Origin of the sequence: Aureimonas ureilytica (assembly GCF_001475935.1) — a bacterium.
Classification (GTDB): domain Bacteria; phylum Pseudomonadota; class Alphaproteobacteria; order Rhizobiales; family Rhizobiaceae; genus Aureimonas; species Aureimonas ureilytica_A.
Genome location: NZ_LDQA01000051.1, coordinates 1 through 16,245, shown reverse-complemented (window position 1 = coordinate 16,245; position 16,245 = coordinate 1). Strand labels below are relative to the sequence as shown.

At 64.8% G+C, this 16,245-nt stretch carries 17 protein-coding genes and 1 pseudogene; 12 read left to right on the top strand and 6 right to left on the bottom strand.

All coding sequences use genetic code 11. From position 1 onward, the window contains the following. Window positions 1-273: 273 nt before the first annotated feature. The 4 genes from NS365_RS17975 (at window position 274) to NS365_RS17960 (ending at window position 4,041) form a co-directional block, all read left to right on the top strand. A complete protein-coding gene (locus tag NS365_RS17975) occupies window positions 274-1,083 on the top strand; it encodes a hypothetical protein (RefSeq protein ID WP_153003838.1) in 810 nt (269 codons plus the stop codon). Between the two features lie 56 nt (window positions 1,084-1,139). After that, complete coding sequence (locus NS365_RS17970) at window positions 1,140-1,949, top strand: exonuclease domain-containing protein (protein ID WP_058601677.1); 810 nt, start codon at window positions 1,140-1,142, stop codon at window positions 1,947-1,949. A 72-nt stretch (window positions 1,950-2,021) separates the two neighbouring features. Further along, the gene (locus tag NS365_RS17965) at window positions 2,022-3,683 is read left to right on the top strand and encodes a cisplatin damage response ATP-dependent DNA ligase (protein ID WP_058601676.1); all 1,662 of its coding nucleotides are present in this window, start codon (window positions 2,022-2,024) and stop codon (window positions 3,681-3,683) included. A gap of 91 nt (window positions 3,684-3,774) precedes the next feature. Next, a complete protein-coding gene (locus tag NS365_RS17960; RefSeq protein WP_058601675.1) occupies window positions 3,775-4,041 on the top strand; it encodes a DUF6460 domain-containing protein in 267 nt (88 codons plus the stop codon). Between the two features lie 9 nt (window positions 4,042-4,050). On the opposite strand, the gene NS365_RS17955 is transcribed toward NS365_RS17960, so the two are convergent. The 3 genes from NS365_RS17955 to NS365_RS17945 are packed head-to-tail and all read right to left on the bottom strand — an operon-like array spanning window position 4,051 to window position 6,436. After that, window positions 4,051-4,950 (bottom strand): histone deacetylase family protein, encoded by a 900-nt coding sequence (locus NS365_RS17955; RefSeq protein ID WP_058601674.1) that lies wholly within the window; start codon window positions 4,948-4,950, stop codon window positions 4,051-4,053. Window positions 4,951-4,970: 20 nt separating this feature from the next. Next, window positions 4,971-6,086, bottom strand: coding sequence for a quinone-dependent dihydroorotate dehydrogenase (locus NS365_RS17950; protein ID WP_058601673.1), 1,116 nt, complete (start codon window positions 6,084-6,086; stop codon window positions 4,971-4,973). Continuing rightward, the gene (locus tag NS365_RS17945) at window positions 6,083-6,436 is read right to left on the bottom strand and encodes a DUF952 domain-containing protein (protein WP_058601689.1); all 354 of its coding nucleotides are present in this window, start codon (window positions 6,434-6,436) and stop codon (window positions 6,083-6,085) included. Before NS365_RS17945 ends, NS365_RS17950 begins: the two co-directional genes overlap by 4 nt. 159 nt (window positions 6,437-6,595) lie before the next feature. Here NS365_RS17945 and NS365_RS17940 point away from each other — a divergent pair, with 159 nt between their 5' ends. The 4 genes from NS365_RS17940 to NS365_RS17925 all read left to right on the top strand — a co-directional run bounded on the left by NS365_RS17940 (window position 6,596) and on the right by NS365_RS17925 (window position 9,966). Continuing rightward, on the top strand, window positions 6,596-7,033 hold the full coding sequence (locus tag NS365_RS17940) for a secondary thiamine-phosphate synthase enzyme YjbQ (protein ID WP_058601672.1): 438 nt from the start codon (window positions 6,596-6,598) through the stop codon (window positions 7,031-7,033). A 75-nt stretch (window positions 7,034-7,108) separates the two neighbouring features. Next, window positions 7,109-7,564, top strand: a complete 456-nt coding sequence (mscL, locus tag NS365_RS17935; protein ID WP_058601671.1) for a large conductance mechanosensitive channel protein MscL — start codon at window positions 7,109-7,111, stop codon at window positions 7,562-7,564. Between the two features lie 117 nt (window positions 7,565-7,681). Further along, window positions 7,682-8,851 (top strand): pyridoxal phosphate-dependent aminotransferase, encoded by a 1,170-nt coding sequence (locus NS365_RS17930; RefSeq protein ID WP_058601670.1) that lies wholly within the window; start codon window positions 7,682-7,684, stop codon window positions 8,849-8,851. After that, window positions 8,848-9,966, top strand: coding sequence for an AbrB family transcriptional regulator (locus tag NS365_RS17925; RefSeq protein ID WP_244498495.1), 1,119 nt, complete (start codon window positions 8,848-8,850; stop codon window positions 9,964-9,966). The genes NS365_RS17930 and NS365_RS17925 overlap by 4 nt, the downstream gene beginning before the upstream one ends. Before the next feature lie 68 nt (window positions 9,967-10,034). Here NS365_RS17925 and hemA read toward each other — a convergent pair whose 3' ends face one another. The 3 genes from hemA to NS365_RS17915 all read right to left on the bottom strand — a co-directional run bounded on the left by hemA (window position 10,035) and on the right by NS365_RS17915 (window position 12,558). Next, on the bottom strand, window positions 10,035-11,312 hold the full coding sequence (gene hemA / locus NS365_RS17920; RefSeq protein WP_058601688.1) for a 5-aminolevulinate synthase: 1,278 nt from the start codon (window positions 11,310-11,312) through the stop codon (window positions 10,035-10,037). Window positions 11,313-11,456: 144 nt separating this feature from the next. Beyond that, window positions 11,457-11,621 (bottom strand): hypothetical protein, encoded by a 165-nt coding sequence (locus NS365_RS24585; protein WP_192843419.1) that lies wholly within the window; start codon window positions 11,619-11,621, stop codon window positions 11,457-11,459. A 34-nt stretch (window positions 11,622-11,655) separates the two neighbouring features. Continuing rightward, window positions 11,656-12,558 (bottom strand): NAD-dependent epimerase/dehydratase family protein, encoded by a 903-nt coding sequence (locus tag NS365_RS17915; protein ID WP_193753472.1) that lies wholly within the window; start codon window positions 12,556-12,558, stop codon window positions 11,656-11,658. A 65-nt stretch (window positions 12,559-12,623) separates the two neighbouring features. Here NS365_RS17915 and NS365_RS17910 point away from each other — a divergent pair, with 65 nt between their 5' ends. The 4 genes and pseudogenes from NS365_RS17910 to NS365_RS17895 all read left to right on the top strand — a co-directional run. Then, window positions 12,624-13,175 (top strand): sugar transferase, encoded by a 552-nt coding sequence (locus NS365_RS17910; protein WP_058601667.1) that lies wholly within the window; start codon window positions 12,624-12,626, stop codon window positions 13,173-13,175. Then, window positions 13,165-13,860, top strand: a complete 696-nt coding sequence (locus NS365_RS17905; protein ID WP_058601666.1) for an endonuclease/exonuclease/phosphatase family protein — start codon at window positions 13,165-13,167, stop codon at window positions 13,858-13,860. The genes NS365_RS17910 and NS365_RS17905 overlap by 11 nt, the downstream gene beginning before the upstream one ends. Before the next feature lie 283 nt (window positions 13,861-14,143). Next, window positions 14,144-15,235, top strand: a complete 1,092-nt coding sequence (locus NS365_RS25230) for a siderophore-interacting protein (RefSeq protein ID WP_058601665.1) — start codon at window positions 14,144-14,146, stop codon at window positions 15,233-15,235. A 464-nt stretch (window positions 15,236-15,699) separates the two neighbouring features. After that, a pseudogene (locus NS365_RS17895) lies at window positions 15,700-16,173 on the top strand (ABC transporter transmembrane domain-containing protein); the annotation flags it as partial. Between the last annotated feature and the right edge of the window lie 72 nt (window positions 16,174-16,245).

The window sequence follows — 16,245 nt, the reverse complement described above, 5'->3', positions numbered from 1 at the left end:
CAGCGCGTGAGGTTGACGCTGCGCGGCGACCTCTATGGTTAGGCCGGATATAGGGCAGGGTAATTCTGCGAGAGCCGCAACCGTATGCTTTAAGCTCGGATAGACCGAAGCTTCTCTTCGATCTCATTTCTCCTGCACAGGCCAAGAGGAGACGTCAGCCTTAACCATAGTGGCGGATTGGCAACGCAGCTGCGTTTTTGCGCCGCACTTGGTCCCGGAAAGGGCGGATTCGCGTTGGAACCTGACTGCGTCGCCATCTGGAAGGTCCTGCTCATGCCGTCTCGCTCCAAGCGCTTTGCCCTGGCTGCAGCCGGCGTGCTGACGATCTGCACCTTGGGGGCTCTCGGAAGCGGTTTCTCGATCGAGGCCGATGCGGGCAGTCCGACCATCACCTCGAACCCCGCCGGCCCGGATGTAGCGGAAGTCGCCGCGTCTCAGGATTTGGCCGCGCCCTTTGGCGGGAATTGCTCGGAAGAATGCGAGACCAGTCTGGCGCTCCTGTCGGATAGCGACCGGGAGGGTTTGATCGATCTGCCGAGCCGTGTGCAGCGAACCCTGGCGGCCATCGGCCCGATCAAAGGCGATGGCGGAACCAAGGCGGCTGCTGAGGTCGCGACGCATCTCAGCGATCCGAATGTCGAAAAGGCCGCTGCGCTCCCCGGCGTAGAAGAGACGTTGGCCGCCCCCTTTGAAGCGGAGGGCGGCGATGTCGACTGCACGCTGCGTTGGTTCGGCTTCCTGGATCAATCGGTCCGAACCGTCGGCACCCATCGCTGTCGAATCGGGAAGGCGGCGGACGGCGCGGTGACGATCGAGAAACTGACGGGTGAGCGCTTTCTGGTGCATCTTGCGCCTCTCAACGATCGGTTTTCCGCCTATCTCGGCCGATCTTTCCTGCCGGATCAGGACGAGCGGGACTATGATTTGAAATCGCCCGTGAATGCCGGAAACGCCAATTTCGGAAATATTTCGGGCCTGGCTACCATCAGCGGCGGCCAGATCGCTCTGATCGGCGGGTCGGAACTCGGCATGTCGCCGCCGGATGATACGTTCTTCTCGGTCCTCACCTTATCAGGTCGCTGACCCGATTGCCGCATGACCCTTGCGATCGAAGCTGTATCGGCCGATCTTGAGAGGGCATGAGCTCGATTTTTCCGCCTGCCCCCACCACGCCGTCGCTTTTCCCCGAAGCCCGCTCCTTCGTTGTCCGCGTGATCGACACGGAAACGGCGGGGCATAAGCTGGAAGCGGATGCCGTTATCGAGATCGGTTCGGTCGATCTCGATCTGGCCAATGGCCGCATCTTCCATTCGATGCAGACGATGGCCGATCCGGCCGGCGTCGAGATCAACCCGCACGCGCGACGGGTCCATAAGATCACGGATGAGATGCTGAAGGGCGCGCCGCCCTTTGCCGAGGCGGTTCGGCCCTTCGCGGAGGCAACGATCTTCGCTGCCCAGCGCGCCAGCTTCGATCGCTCCCGGCTGCGCCTCGCGGGCACGTGGCTCTGCACCTACAAACTGGCCTTGCGCGCCTTTCCCGATGTGCGCGCGCATGGGCTCCAGTCGCTCGTCAAATATGTGCCGCTCGATCTTTCGGATGTGGAAACCGAGTTGCAGGGCCTGCATCCGCACCGCGCGCTATTCGACGCGCTCTGCACGGCGGTGCTGCTTCGGCGCATCACGGCCGAGCTTCTGCCACGCTGCCGCGATCTCACGGACTTCTTGGAGCGCGCCGAGCGCGTCTCGAACGAGCCTGCGCTTCTGGCCCGACTTCGCTTCGGGCGGTATCGCAACGCCGCCCTGCGTGATGTGCCGAGCGACTATCTGGAATGGCTGGTGCGCGAGCCGGGGATGGATGCCGACGCGGTCTATACCGCGCGCCATCATCTCCAGCGCCGGGCCGACCAGGCCGTTGCGGCCATGGCGCGGCCGCTTCCCGCCGCCTGACCGCCTTCCGAAGTGGCAGACCGGCGCTAAGTCAGAGAGGGAACACTCTCTCGTTCCTCGGAGCTGGTCGCCTTGCAGCGTTTTGCCGAACTCCTCGACCGTCTGGTGCTGACGCCGTCGCGCAACGGCAAGCTGAAGCTGATGGTGGATTATTTCCGCACGGTGCCGGACCCCGAGCGCGGCTACGCACTGGCCGCACTGACGAGCGAGCTTGACATCCGCTCCGTCAAACCCGCCATGCTGCGGGATCTGATGACGAGCCGGATGGACGAGGTCCTGTTCGGCTATTCCTATGATTATGTCGGCGATCTTGCGGAGACGATCGCGCTGGTCTGGCCCTCGCCGCACGATGGCGAGGCGAGGGGGCGCAACGATGTTCCGAGCCTTGCCGAAGTGGTCACGACGCTGGATGCCGCCACACGCGCCGAGGGGCCGAAGCTTGTCGAGGATTGGCTCGATCGTCTGGATTCGTCGGGTCGCTATGCGCTTCTGAAGCTCGTGACGGGTTCCTTGCGCATCGGCGTCTCCTCACGCCTTGCCAAGCAGGCCTTGGCCGATTTCGGTTCGAAGGACGTCGCCGAGATCGAAGAGCTTTGGCACGGGCTGCGCATTCCCTATCTCGACCTCTTCGCATGGCTGGAAGGCGATGGCGAGAAGCCCGTGTCGGCCGCCGCCTCGCCCTTCCGGCCCGTCATGCTCTCGCAGCCGCTGGAAGCGCCCGATTACGGACGGATCGACCCGGCGGCCTATGCCGCCGAATGGAAGTGGGATGGCATCCGCGTGCAGGCGACGGTGGAGCGCGGCGTTCGGCGCCTCTATTCGCGCACCGGTGACGACATCTCCGGGGCCTTTCCCGACCTTCTCGACTTCATGACCTATGACGGCGCGCTGGATGGCGAGCTTCTCGTGGCGCGCCCTGCAACAGGGGCCGGCGCTCCGAAAGTGGAGCCGCATGGCGGGGCGATGCAGGACGACATTGTCGTCGGCACCTTCTCCGACCTTCAACAGCGACTCAACCGCAAGAGCGTGTCGGCCGCTGTGATGAAGAAGCATCCGGTCTTCCTGCGCACCTACGATCTGTTGCAGGAAGGGGGCGAGGATTTGCGCACACTTCCCTTTGCCGAGCGCCGCAAGCGGCTGGATCGGTTCGTGGCCGAGCTTGAGCCGACGCGCTTCGATATCTCGCCCTTCGTGCCCTTCGCCGATTTCGAGGCCTTGTCGAAGCTTCGCGCCGAGCCGCCCCATCCCGTTATCGAAGGGCTGATGCTGAAGCGCTGGGACTCGGCCTATGTGCCCGGTCGGCCGAAAGGCCCGTGGTTCAAATGGAAGCAGGACCCGCGCCTGATCGACGCCGTGCTGATGTATGCCCAGCGCGGCCATGGCAAACGGTCCAGCTTCTATTCCGACTATACGTTCGGCGTCTGGACGGGACCGGCCGATCACCCGGAGCTCGTGCCGGTGGGCAAGGCCTATTTCGGCTTCACGGACGAGGAGCTGAAACAGCTCGACAAATATATCCGCGACAACACGATCGATCGCTTCGGCCCTGTGCGCTCCGTGCGCGCCGAGCCCGATCACGGGCTTGTGCTGGAGGTCGCCTTCGAGGGGCTGGCGCGTTCGACCCGCCACAAGTCTGGGGTGGCCATGCGGTTTCCGCGCATCTCGCGGCTGCGATGGGACAAGCCGGCCTTCGAGGCCGATCGGCTGGAAACGCTTCAGGCCATGCTCGAATGAAAGCCCTCCGCCTTCACACGTGGATGAACTTGCATCGCCACAATCGCGTCTCTACGTCATGGCTCCCGAAGGTTTTGAGAGAAGGATCGCCATGTCCGGCCGTATGACGAGTTTTCTGGGCGGCTCGCCCCTGTCGGTAGCGGTCAGGCTGCTCGTCATCTCGCTGCTGGTGGGCGTCGTCCTGTCCTGGCTGGACCTCCGGCCGACCGAGCTGTTCAACCATCTGGTCTATCTCCTGGAGTCGGCTTGGCTGAGCGTCTTCGGCTCGCTGAACCGTACGATCGATTACGTGCTGATGGGCGCGGCGATCGTCGTGCCGATCTTTCTGATCTCGCGCTTCATCAAGACGCGCGGCTGATCGGAAACGTCAGACGAACTCGGCTGCCACGCGGTGCAGGATCGTGTGGCGGCGCGCCAGCGTCTCGATATCGCGGGAATACCCCCCGCCGATGACACCCGCGACCGGAATGAAGCGGTCGCGGAAAAAGCCGATGATGCGCCGGTCCCGTTCGGCGAGACCGTCATCCGACAGCGACAGGCGACCGAGCCGGTCGTCGCGATGCGGATCGACGCCCGCATTGTAGAATACGATGTCGGGCCGGGCTTGCGTGAGGGCGTGTTGGAGAAGATCCGGCAGAAGCGCGCAATAAGCCTCGTCCTCCATGCCATCGGGGAGCGGCACGTCGCAGTCCGACTGCGCCTTCTCCTGCGGATAGTTGCGCTCGCCATGCATGGAAAGCGTATAGACGAGCGGGTCGCCGGCGAAGATGCGCGCCGTTCCGTCGCCCTGATGCACATCGCAATCGAACACGAGAACGCGCCCGAGCGTGCCCTCATGCAGCAGTGCGGCCGCTGCCACGGCGACGTCGTTGAACACCGAGAAGCCCGCGCCGCCCGTTCGGCTGGCGTGATGGCTGCCGCCGGCCGTGTTGCAGGCCAGCCCCGTGTCGAGCGCCAGCCGCGCGGCCAGAAGCGTGCCGCCCGTCGCACAGCGCGAGCGGAGGGCGACACGCGCGTCGACCGGAAATCCGATCGCCTTTTCGATCGTCGGGGAAACGCGCTGCGTCAGCACGGCCTCGACATAAGCCGGGTCGTGGGCCAGTTCCAAAGCCTCGACGGGCGCGGGGGCCGGCTCGTGAAAGCCGCGCGGCACCAATCCGTCCTCCACCAGAATTTCGGCCAGCCGCGTGAACTTGCGCATGGGGAAGCGATGCGCCTCGTCGAACAAAGCATCGAAGGCCGGGTGGTGAACGAGTGGAAGCGGCATGAAATCGGCGCGGCCCGGCTTCAGGGCCGGATCGCCTCCCAGCCGATCGGCGGATCGCGCGAGAGGATTTCCTCCATCTTCGTGTCCCGCAGCTGGCGGATCGTATCGAGCCCGGTCTCGTCGAGGAAGCGGATCATGTCGTTGAGGATACGGATCGGGAGGTCCGGCCCGCCATAGACCATGGCGGAATACAGCTGTACGAGATCGGCGCCCGCCTCGATCTTGGCGAGCGCCGTGCGCCCGTTCTCGACGCCGCCGACGCCGATCAGCGGAAAGTCTGGCCCCAGCGCGCGGCGGAAGGCCGCCAGAACATAGGTCGAGCGGTTGAAGAGCGGCCGGCCGGAGAGGCCGCCGGTTTCGTTCTCATGCCGGCTGCCTTCCACGCCGTGGCGCGAGAGCGTGGTGTTCGAGACGATCAGCCCGTCCACCTTGCGCCGCTTGGCCGTCTCGGAAATCGCCTCCACTTCTTCCAGCGACAGATCGGGCGCGACCTTGAGAAAAAGCGGCTTGCGATCCGTCGCCGTCAGCGCCGCCGCGCCGTCGCGCGCGGCGACCGCGTGGGTCAGGAGATCGTCGAGATCCGAGCCCTTCTGAAGGTTGCGCAAGCCCGGCGTGTTGGGCGAGGAAATGTTGATCGTGAGATAGCGAGCGAGTTCCGCGAAGCGGTGAATGCCGGTCACATAGTCGCCGATCCGATCCGTCGAATCCTTATTGGCCCCGATGTTGACGCCGACGATTCCCGCCTTGCGCGCGCGCCTTTCCATGCGCTCGGCGACTTCGGCATGGCCTTCATTGTTGAACCCGAGCCGGTTGATGACGGCGCGCGCCTCGGGAATGCGGAAGATGCGCGGCTTGGCGTTTCCCTCCTGCGGCAGGGGCGTCACCGTGCCGATCTCCACGAAGCCGAAGCCGAGGCGCAGCATCGCGTCCGGCACCTCGGCGTTCTTGTCGAAACCGGCGGCAAGCCCCAGCGGATTGCCGAAGGTGAGGCCGACGAGTTCGGTGCGCAGGCGCGCGTCCAGCGGAATGTCCCGGCGCGGCACGAGGCCCCGCTTCAGCGCCTCGATCGCCAGCCCATGCGCACGCTCCGCATCGAGCTGGAAGATCAGCGGGCGAGCGAAATCATAAAGGCTCATCGAACGCTTTCCGGGAAGACATGAAGCCCGTCCTCGCCGAGCGGCAGGTCCTGGACATAAAGGACGGCGTCGAGGGAGAGGGGCGCATAGAGATGGGGGAAGAGGGCGCCCCCGCGCGAGTGCTCCCAGACCAGCGCCTTTCCGAGCGGCTCGGGATCCACCGCCACCAGAAGAAGCGCCGTCTGCCCGCCGAAATGCTTGGCAGCCGTTTCACGAACCTGCGCGGCGGTCGAGAAGTGGATGTAGCCATCCGCGAGGTCGATCGGCGCGCCGTCGAAGCGCCCCTTCACCTCGGCATCCAGCCAGGCATCGCGCGGTGTCAATTTGTAGATGGGGGCGTTCGTGCTCATGCTCGTTCCGCTGCCAGAGACGCCGAGGAAAATCAATTTGTCTCTCGATGGCAACCACAAGAAGGCGGGATTGCCCAGTGGTTTGCCCGAGCACCACCCTTGCCTGAGCCGGTCAGGCGCTATCCTTCCGCCGGTTGAACCTTCTGGGAGCCGTGCATCATGCAGCTCATCGACCGACACTTCATCGAAACGCTGGCCATCGAAACGCGCGGTCGCGGCTTCACCGACATTTCGCGTCGGCTGGACGACATGCTGCAACGGCAAGGTGCGGGCGAGGGGCTGGCGACGATCTTCATTCGTCACACCTCGGCGTCGCTGACCATTCAGGAAAACGCCGATCCCGACGTGCGCGAGGACTTGCTGTCGGCCTTCGATCGTCTCGCACCCGAAAGCGCGCCCTATGTTCATACGCTGGAAGGGCCGGACGACATGCCCGCCCATATCAAGACAGCGCTGACCGACACGAGCCTTTCGGTGCCCGTGTCGGATAGCCGTCTGATGCTCGGCACATGGCAGGGCATCTACGTTTTCGAGCATCGCGCCCGGCCGCATCGGCGCGAAATTGTTGTGCATTTCGTCGGCTCGGCCGCCGGCTGAACGAACTGCCCTTGCCGCGACCAGCACTCTTCACAAGTCTGTCAGGGACAATCGGTCACGTGGAGAAGGTGCGGAATGCTCAAGGAGTTTCGCGAATTCGCCCTCAAGGGCAACATGGTCGATCTGGCGATCGGCATCATCATCGGCGCAGCCTTTTCCGGCCTCGTCAATTCGATCGTCGCCGATCTGTTCATGCCGCTGATCGGTCTCGTGACGGGCGGTGTCGATTTCACCAACAAGTTTCTGGCGCTCAGCTCCAGCGTGACCGCCACGAGCCTGGCGCAGGCGCGTGAGCAGGGGCCTGTCCTCGCCTATGGCAACTTCATCACGCTCTCCATCAACTTCATTATCGTCGCCTTCGTCCTGTTCCTGATCGTCAAAGGTATGAACCGCCTGAAGCGGCAGGAGGAGCAGAAGCCCACCGAGGAGAAGAAAGTGCCGCGCGAGGAGGAGCTTCTGGAGGAGATCCGCGATCTTCTGGCGTCGCGCGAGCGGGTTCGCCCGGGTCAGGTGCCGGGAACGGGACTTTGATGCCTTCACCCTTCCGTTTCCCCTCCCTGAGGGGTTGACGGTTCGCGCGGAAAGATCGACTCCCGGCTGTGGCTCGCCCTGTCCGGCGGGCGGCAGTATCGGGGTGAGTTCGCGGGCATGAGCCATCTTCATCGTCTTCGTGCGGGCGCTTTGGCCGTGCCCGAAAGCGGCATCGTCGCGGTCATCAACCACGCGCGCGGGCGCGACGGGTTGATCCCGCTTTGGGCTGGGGAGGGCGATCTGCCGACCCCGTCCTTCATCGCGGATGCCACCGCGCAAAGCCTGAAGGCCGGCGAGACCTTCTACACCTGGCAGCGCGGCATCCCCGAGCTCCGCTCGGCGCTCGCATCGTACACCGAGCGCCTCTATGGCCGCCCGACCTCGCCGGAGCGCATCTTCGTCACCGGCTCGGGAATGCACGCGATCCAGACCGTCGTCTCTGCGCTGGTCGGCGAAGGCGACGAGATCGTCTTTCTGGCGCCCCTTTGGCCGAATTTCGAGGCCGCCGCCGCACTGACCGGCGCCAAGACCGTCCCCGTCGAGCTGCGTTTCGACGGCACGGACTGGCGCTTCGAGCCCGAGCGCCTGCGCGCGGCGATCACACCGCGCACCCGCGCGATCTTCATCAACACGCCGAACAATCCGACCGGCTGGACGGCCGATCGCAAGACGATCCGCGCCATTCTGGATATCGCGCGCGAGGCGGGCATCTTCGTCATCGCGGACGAGATTTATTCGCGCTTCTTTTACGAGGGCGGCCGAGCGCCGTCCTTCCATGACGAGATGCGCGACGATGACGCCGTGATCTTCGTCAATTCCTTCTCCAAGAACTGGGCGATGACGGGCTGGCGCGTCGGCTGGATCGAGGCGCCAAAGGAACTCGGCGCGCTGATCGAGAACCTCGTTCAATATTCCAACTCAGGCGTCGCCGCCTTCATGCAGCGCGGAGCGGTAGCTGCGATCGAGCAGGGCGAAAGCTTCGTCGAGGAGCAGATCGAGCGAGCGCACAAAGCGCGCGACATCTTCACCCAAGCGCTTCTATCGACCAACCGCGTGCGCCTCGCGCCGCCGGCCGGCGCGTTTTATGCCTTTTTCGCAATCGATGGCATCGACGATGGATACAAGGCCGCCTTCCGCATTGCGGACGAAGCGGGCGTCGGCCTCGCGCCGGGCACCGCCTTCGGCACGGGAACGCGGGCCTATTTGCGCGCTTGCTTCCATCGCCGTCTGGACGAGGTGGAAGAGGCTGCGCAGCGTCTGGCGCATTGGATCGGAAACGAGGCTTGAGCGCGATCGGAGCCGCCGCGAGGCTGGCTCTGACGCTCGCCATCGGGACCATCGGGGGGGCTTTGGCTCATTCCGTCGATCTGCCGGTGGCTTGGCTCCTCGGCGCGACCATCACCGTCGCTGCGGCCAGCCTGTCTGGCGTTCCCATTCTGATTCCTACCCAGCTGAGGGACGCAACCTTCTTCATCCTCGGCATTCAAGCCGGCTCGGGCGTGACGCCCGATGTCGTTCATCAGCTCGCCCTCTGGCCGCTGTCCTTCGTCATCCAGATGGTCGGCGTCGCCTGCGTGGCGGCGGCCACCAATGTCTTCCTGCGCCGCACGTTTGGGTGGGATCGCGAAACCGCGCTCTTCGCCTCGCTGCCGGGCGCGCTGTCCTTCGTGCTCGCCGCCGCGTCTGAAACCAAGGCGGATATGACGCGCATCATCGTGGTGCAGTCCACGCGACTGCTTTTGCTCATCGGCGCGCTGACGCCGCTCTTGGGATGGCTGGAGGGCGGCGACACGATCAATGACGGCGTTCGCGGCGGCATCATCGGCTCTCCGCTGCAATATGTCCTGCTGATCGGCTCTGCCCTCCTTCTCGCCTGGACCGGCGTGCGCTCGCGCGTTCCCGGCGGTCTGATCCTCGGCGCGCTTCTGGCCAGCGCCTTCATGCACGGAACAGAGATCGCGCCGGTCGCCATTCCCGGCTGGATCGCGACCCCAGCTCTCGTGGTTCTCGGCTGCACGATCGGCGGCCGGCTGCGGCGGGAAGATCGCAACGCCATGTTCCAGCTGCTGCCAGCCTCGCTAGGGGCCTTCGCCATCGGCATCACCTTGTCAGGACTGGCAGGCGTCGTCGCGCTTGTCCTGCTCAGCATCTCCTTCGGCAAGATCGCGCTCGCCTATGCGCCGGGCGCGCTGGAGGCGCTGACGGTTCTGGCTTTCCAGTTCGATCTCGACCCCGCCTATGTCGCCGCGCACCATGTCGTGCGCTTCATGTGTCTGGCGATGATCGTGCCGATCCTCGCGCGGCGTCTTTCGCGTCAACGCAGCGAAGACTCGATCATCGCGCGCGAAGCCGCGCCGGGCGCGGATGCGCATGATACGAGCGACCCCGACGCTCGGCGCTGAGGCCTAGCCGCGAAACGAAAAAGCCGGGCGAGGCCCGGCTTTCATCAGCTTCAAACGCGTTGGGACGATCAGCCGCCGGCCTGCGCCACGACGAGCGAGGTGACGTCCTCGCGGCGCTCCTCATGGGTCGGCCGGGTCGACGCGAATGGAATGCCGAGCGCGGTCCAGGTCTCGACCAACGCGTCCCGCAGCACCGCGATCAGCGCGTCGTCATGCAGCGGCGTCGGTGTGATCCGCAGGCGCTCCGTGCCGCGCGGCACGGTCGGGTAGTTGATCGGCTGGATATAGATGCCATGGACCTGTAGCAGGCGATCGCTCGCTTGCTTGCACAGCTCGGCATTGCCGACCAGCACCGGCACTATATGCGTCTCGGAGGGCATGACCGGCAGGTCGGCCGCCGAAAACTCGGCCTTGGCGCGCGCGGCCTGGCGCTGCTGACCATGCCGCTCGCTCTGCGACTGCTTGAGATGGCGGATCGAAGCGACGGCCGCTGCCGCCAGCGCCGGGGGCAGGGCGGTGGTGAAGATGAAGCCTGGCGCATAGGAGCGCACGGCGTCGACCAAGGCGCGGCTGCCCGCGATATAGCCGCCGAGAACGCCGAAAGCCTTGGCGAGGGTGCCCTCGATCACGTCGAGCCGGTGGGCGACGCCTTCGCGCTCGCAGATGCCGGCTCCGCGCTCGCCATACATGCCGACCGCATGAACCTCGTCAATATAGGTCATGGCGTTGTAACGATCCGCCAGATCGCAGATTTCGGCGATCGGCGCGATGTCGCCGTCCATCGAATAGACGCTCTCGAAAACGATCAGCTTCGGACGCTCCGGGTCGGCCGCCTTCAACAGCTCTTCCAGATGCTGAACGTCGTTGTGCCGGAACACATGCTTGCGGCTGCCCGACTTGCGCACGCCCTCGATCATGGAGGCATGGTTGAGTTCGTCGGAAAAGATCAGGCAATCGGGCAGGAGCTTGGCGATGGTCGAGATGGACGCCTCGTTGGAGACGAAGCCCGAGGTGAAGACCAGCGCCGCTTCCTTGCCGTGCAGATCGGCGAGCTCGCGCTCCAGCTCGACCAGCGGATGATTGGTGCCGGAGATGTTGCGCGTGCCGCCGGCCCCCGAGCCCATGCTCGTGGCGGCATTCGTCATCGCCTGAAGAACATCCGGATGCTGGCCCATCCCCAGGTAATCGTTGGAACACCAGACAGTGATTTCGCGCGCTTCGTTCTCGTGGCGCCAGATCGCCGTCGGGAACCGACCGACGATACGTTCCAGGTCCGCGAAGACCCGGTAACGCTTTTCGGCGTGAAGAGCTTCGATCGCGGATTCGAAGTGGGACTGGTAGTCGATCATCCGGAACTCCTTCGTGAGAAGGGTTCTAAGGTTCTGGAACTTCAATGTCCATCGCTGGAAATCAGCTATGGACTGTCAAAAAGGAAGGGTGCCATGCAAGATCGCATGGCGGCGTGCGCGGCGACCGCGAGGGGCGCTTTTTTACTCGCTGTCCTCTTCGTCGTCCGGCATCAGGCCGGTGCGTTCCGCGCCCTCGCTGCGCGCGCGCGCCTGCGCCTTTCGGCGTCGAAGATTCTCCTTCAACGTTTCCTCCAGTCGCTTCTGGCGTTCGAGTTTGGCGGGATCGACCGGTGTGTGTGCGCTCATGCGACGCATCCTTAGACGGGGTTGCCGAGGGGCATCAAGCCGGGAGGCCGAGGGCCGCGCGAAATCCAGCCTCGGTGCCGTGGGGCGGCGTCCAGCCAGCGGCTGATATCTTTCCCGTGTCGGCTTCGAGGCGGGCGAACAGACGATCATAGGTCGCGCCCTTGCCCAGAAGCGCGGCAGCACTCCGTGTCGGGCCGCCGGGCAAGGACAGGACGCGCGCAGGTCTTTCTTCGATGTCGCGCACGGTTTGGATGATGTCCCCGACGCTCAAGGCATCCGCGTCCGCGACCAGGCAGGTTTCGTTCGCGACCCGCCGCGATTCAAGCGCGAAGCGGCAGGCATCCGCCGCATTGGCAAGCGAGAGAAGACTGCGCCGTCTGCCGCCGCCAAGAGGCAGCGGGTAGGACTTTTGCGCCAGCCGCAGAAGCGCGTGGAGACCACCCCGGCCGCCTGGACCATAGACCGGGGCAAGACGAAGGATCGTCCATTGCGTCGGCGAGTCCTCCAGCGTGCGCACCAGTTCTTCTTCGGCGGCGAATTTCGACGCGGCATAAGTGTTCTGGGGGGAGACGGGATCGTCTTCATGGATCGGGTCTGGCGAGAAGGGGTGCACGAGCAGCGTCGAAGTGAACACGAAGCGCCGCGCCCCGCGCCGGATGGCCTCGACGGCCAATGCCTTTGTGGCCGTGACATTGGCGCGCATGAGCGCGGCGTCGTCGCGCGCCACGGCCGCGCCGCGTTCGGGATTGAGCGCGGCCAGATGCAGGATGGCGTCCAGCTTCGTCGGCCAGCCCGGCCAATCGCCCGCCAGCGCGAGGTCGCTCGGGAAGCCAGCCTCGCCCCGGCGCGGGGCCAGAACCTCGTGGCCCTCGGCCCGCAGAAGCGGGACGAGGGTCCGGCCTATAAAGCCCTGTCCGCCGGTGACGAGGATTCGCATGTGCTTCCAGCCTTCCATGACGCGCTGCTTGCTCAAACGCTTGAGTTGCGGCAATCGCTAAGGCCATGAAACGCTTGTTCGACATTCTGGCAAGTCTGGCCGGCCTTTTGGCTCTGGGCTGGCTGATCGGCCTTCTCGTGATCCTGGTGCGCCGGGATAGTCACGGCCCCGGCATTTTCGCGCAGGTGCGCGTGGGCCGGCATGGCCAGCCCTTCACCTGCTACAAGCTACGCACCATGCGGCAGGGCACGGCGAATGTGGCGACGCACGAAATGTCGAGTTCGGCGGTTACGAGCCTGGGCGAAAGCCTGCGCCGCTACAAGCTGGACGAGCTGCCCCAGCTTTGGAATGTCTTGCGCGGCGATATGAGCTTTGTCGGCCCCCGGCCGTGCCTGCCCGTTCAGCGAGAGGTGATCGAGGAACGCGAGAAGCGCGGCGTCCTTGCCCTGCGACCGGGCATCACGGGGCTGGCGCAGGTAAACGACATCGACATGTCGACGCCTGTCCGTCTGGCTGAGGTCGATGCCGAATATCTGGCGACCCGCAGTTTCGTTGGCGATCTCGTTCTGATCCTTCGCACGGTGACGGGCAGCGGGCAGGGCGATCGTGTCCGCTGACGGCGCGATCCGCATTGCGACCTGGAACATTCATGGCTTCTTCGGTGAGGGACGTCGGCCGGATTTCGAGCGCACGATCCGCTGTATCCGAGCCATGGATGCAGACATTTTGGCTCTTCAGGAAGTGGACGGACGCACGCATTTGAGGCGTGAGCCCTTCGCTTTCGAACGTCTGGCGGAGGCCTTGGGCGATCATTTCGCACCGGCGCCCCTGTTCGGGCGCACTGGGCGCGAATACGGCCACGCCCTCTGGTCGCGCTTTCCCCTTGCCGATGTTGCAATCCAGCGCTTGCCCGGACCGGGCTTCGAGCCCCGCGCCGTGATCGACGCGCGGGCGCAGACGCCGCTTGGACCCTTGCGTCTTCTCTCGCTGCATCTGGGGCTTCGCCCGGCCGCCCGGCGCGCCCAGGCCGATGCCGTCGCCGCGCTGTTGGAGCCCGGCGAGGCGAGCGTGGTTCTGGGAGATTTCAACGAATGGCGCAGCGGCGGTCCGGTGGACCGGCGTCTGCGCCGCGTTCTGCCCGAGGTCGCCCACCCACCGAGTTGGCCCGCCAGGCGCCCGCTTGTTCCGATGGATCGCCTTTATGCGAGCGGGGCGCTGCGCTTCAGCGACATCCGCGCTTGGATGGAGGCCGCACCCGCCTCGGATCATCTGCCTGTCATCGCGACGGTTCGGCGGGCCTGAGCTGGCGGTGTCCAGCCCATCTGCGGAGGCTCGGTGAGGGGGCGTCGTCCAGCTCGCCTGACAAAAGCGCTGCGGTTAGACGCGTCGAGCGCACCGCGAAGAGGCTGATTTGCCCTGGAGCGGAACATCGCTTGATGCGGGCGGTCCAGTCGAGCCACCGGTCAGTTTAAAAACATGATAATAATAATCATGTTTATTGACCGGGCTGCAAAGTCCGCGCTACGTCAGGGCCGAAAGGAACAGGCCCGATCCCTTATCGGTGTCTTGGTGGATAGGGCTCATCATGAAAACCGGCTTCGTGGCGCATCTTGCCATTCCGATGGATGATCCGAACTGGTTCTGCGCCGAACTGGCGCGCCATCTCCCTGATGACATGCCCCATCCGATCGACCCCTGGAATGAGACCGTTCTGCCGCTTTACGGCACACTCGCGCGCATCCGCCCCGCCGAGAAAGGTCTGTCGATCGCGCTGGAGGCGGAGGACGCCGCGCAGCACGGTGTCGCCAAGGGGATCGTGTCCTATTACGTGCAGGCAGTGATGGGAGAGGCCTGTCCGCCGCTTGAATGGACCGGCGACGGCGCGGGCGTGAAGGAGCTTCCGCATTTTCGCGAAATGCGCGTTCTCTCGACGCAATGGTTGGGGCCGCGCATGATCCGTGTCGAGCTTGCGGGCGACAACCTCCAGCGCTTTGCCAGCGATGGGCTGCATATGCGCCTTCTCTTTCCCCCTGAGGGGCGCGAGCCCGTCTGGCCAACCGCCGGGCCGGCCGCGCTGCCGATCTGGCCCGAAGGGGAGGACGCGCTGACGACGCGCGTTTACACGCTGCGACGGGTCGACCCGGCCGTGGGGCGCGTCAGTGTCGATGTCGTGCTTCACGATCCCCCCGGTGCGGGCTGCCGCTGGGCGCGCACGGCTCTGCCGGGCGACCGCGTCGGGATGCTGGGTCCTGGCGGCGGCGATATTCCGGCAAAGGACTGGGTTCTGGTTCTCGGCGACGAAACGGCGCTTCCCGCCATCGCCCGTTCGCTGGAAGAGATGGCGCCCGATGCCAGGGGCGAGGTCTTCATCGAGGTGGACAGCGCTGCGGACGAGTTGCCACTGGAGAAGCCCGATGGCGTTTCGGTGCGCTGGCTGCACCGGGAAGGCCAGCCGGCCGGAACCACGACGCTGCTGATCGACGCCGCGCGATCCGTCACCTGGCCGGGTGGCCCGAATGTCTTCGTCTGGGCCGGCGCCGAGTTCGAGGCCTTCAAGCAGATTCGCCAGTTCTGCCGGAAGGAACGCGGACTGAAGCGAAACCAGCATTTGGTCGTCGCCTATTGGCGGCGCGGCCTCACGCAGGATTCCGCCACCAAGGATACGGACGACGAGTGAGGTCGCCCGAGGCGCTCGCCGTCGGGTGAGGGCGGCCCGACCAGAAAGGTGGATGGAAGGCCACCGGGTTCACGAGCCGCGCCCCTTGTGGCGCCGTGCGTGCCTTGCCCAGCGCGTTGAACACGCCTTGGACACGCCGCTGAAATCCGTTCGGCACCCTCCCGGTTGGGCCATGCCTGATGTCAGCTCGCAGGGTCACACAGGGGCCAGTCGGGCGCTCGCAGCGCTTCAGTTCGGCGTCGGTTTCGCAGGCAAAAACGATAACGCTCTGAGGCGATAGCGCGTAGAAAAGACCGTCTCACGCTTTGCCTGACGAAGCAGGGCCAGTGCTGGCTCGAGATGGGGCTGAAAGTTGACATCGTAAGTCTTGATTTCTAAAGCCCGCCCAGGCGGTCCGAATTCGTCGTGCGATCATCGCCGGTCTGGATTATGCCCAGCCGAACATGCCGAAAGGACGAGAGCCGATGTTGTCGCGCTTCTTCAGCTATTACGCGCCGTGGCGCGGCCTCTTCATTCTCGATTTCTCCTGCGCGGTTCTGGCCGGCCTTCTGGAACTCGGCTTTCCGGTCGCGGTGAAGGTTTTCGTCGATAATCTCCTGCCGAGCGGCCAGTGGGGTCTGATCGTTCTCGCCTCGATCGGTCTTCTCCTGATCTATCTCCTGAACACCGGGCTGAATGCGATCGTGACCTATTGGGGCCACATGCTCGGCATCAACATCGAAACGGAGATGCGGGCCAAGGCCTTCGCGCATCTCCAGAAACTCTCCTTCAGCTTCTTCGACAATCAGAAGACCGGCCATCTGGTCGGCCGGCTGACCAAGGATCTGGAAGAGATCGGCGAGGTCGCGCATCACGGGCCGGAAGACCTGTTCATTGCCGTCATGACCTTTGTCGGCGCCTTCCTTCTCATGCTCTCGGTGCATGTCGAACTGGCATTGTCGTCTTTTAGCCATCCGACTCCTCCGACGATCCACCTTGTGTAGATCACGGCTGTCACCGATATATTGAGA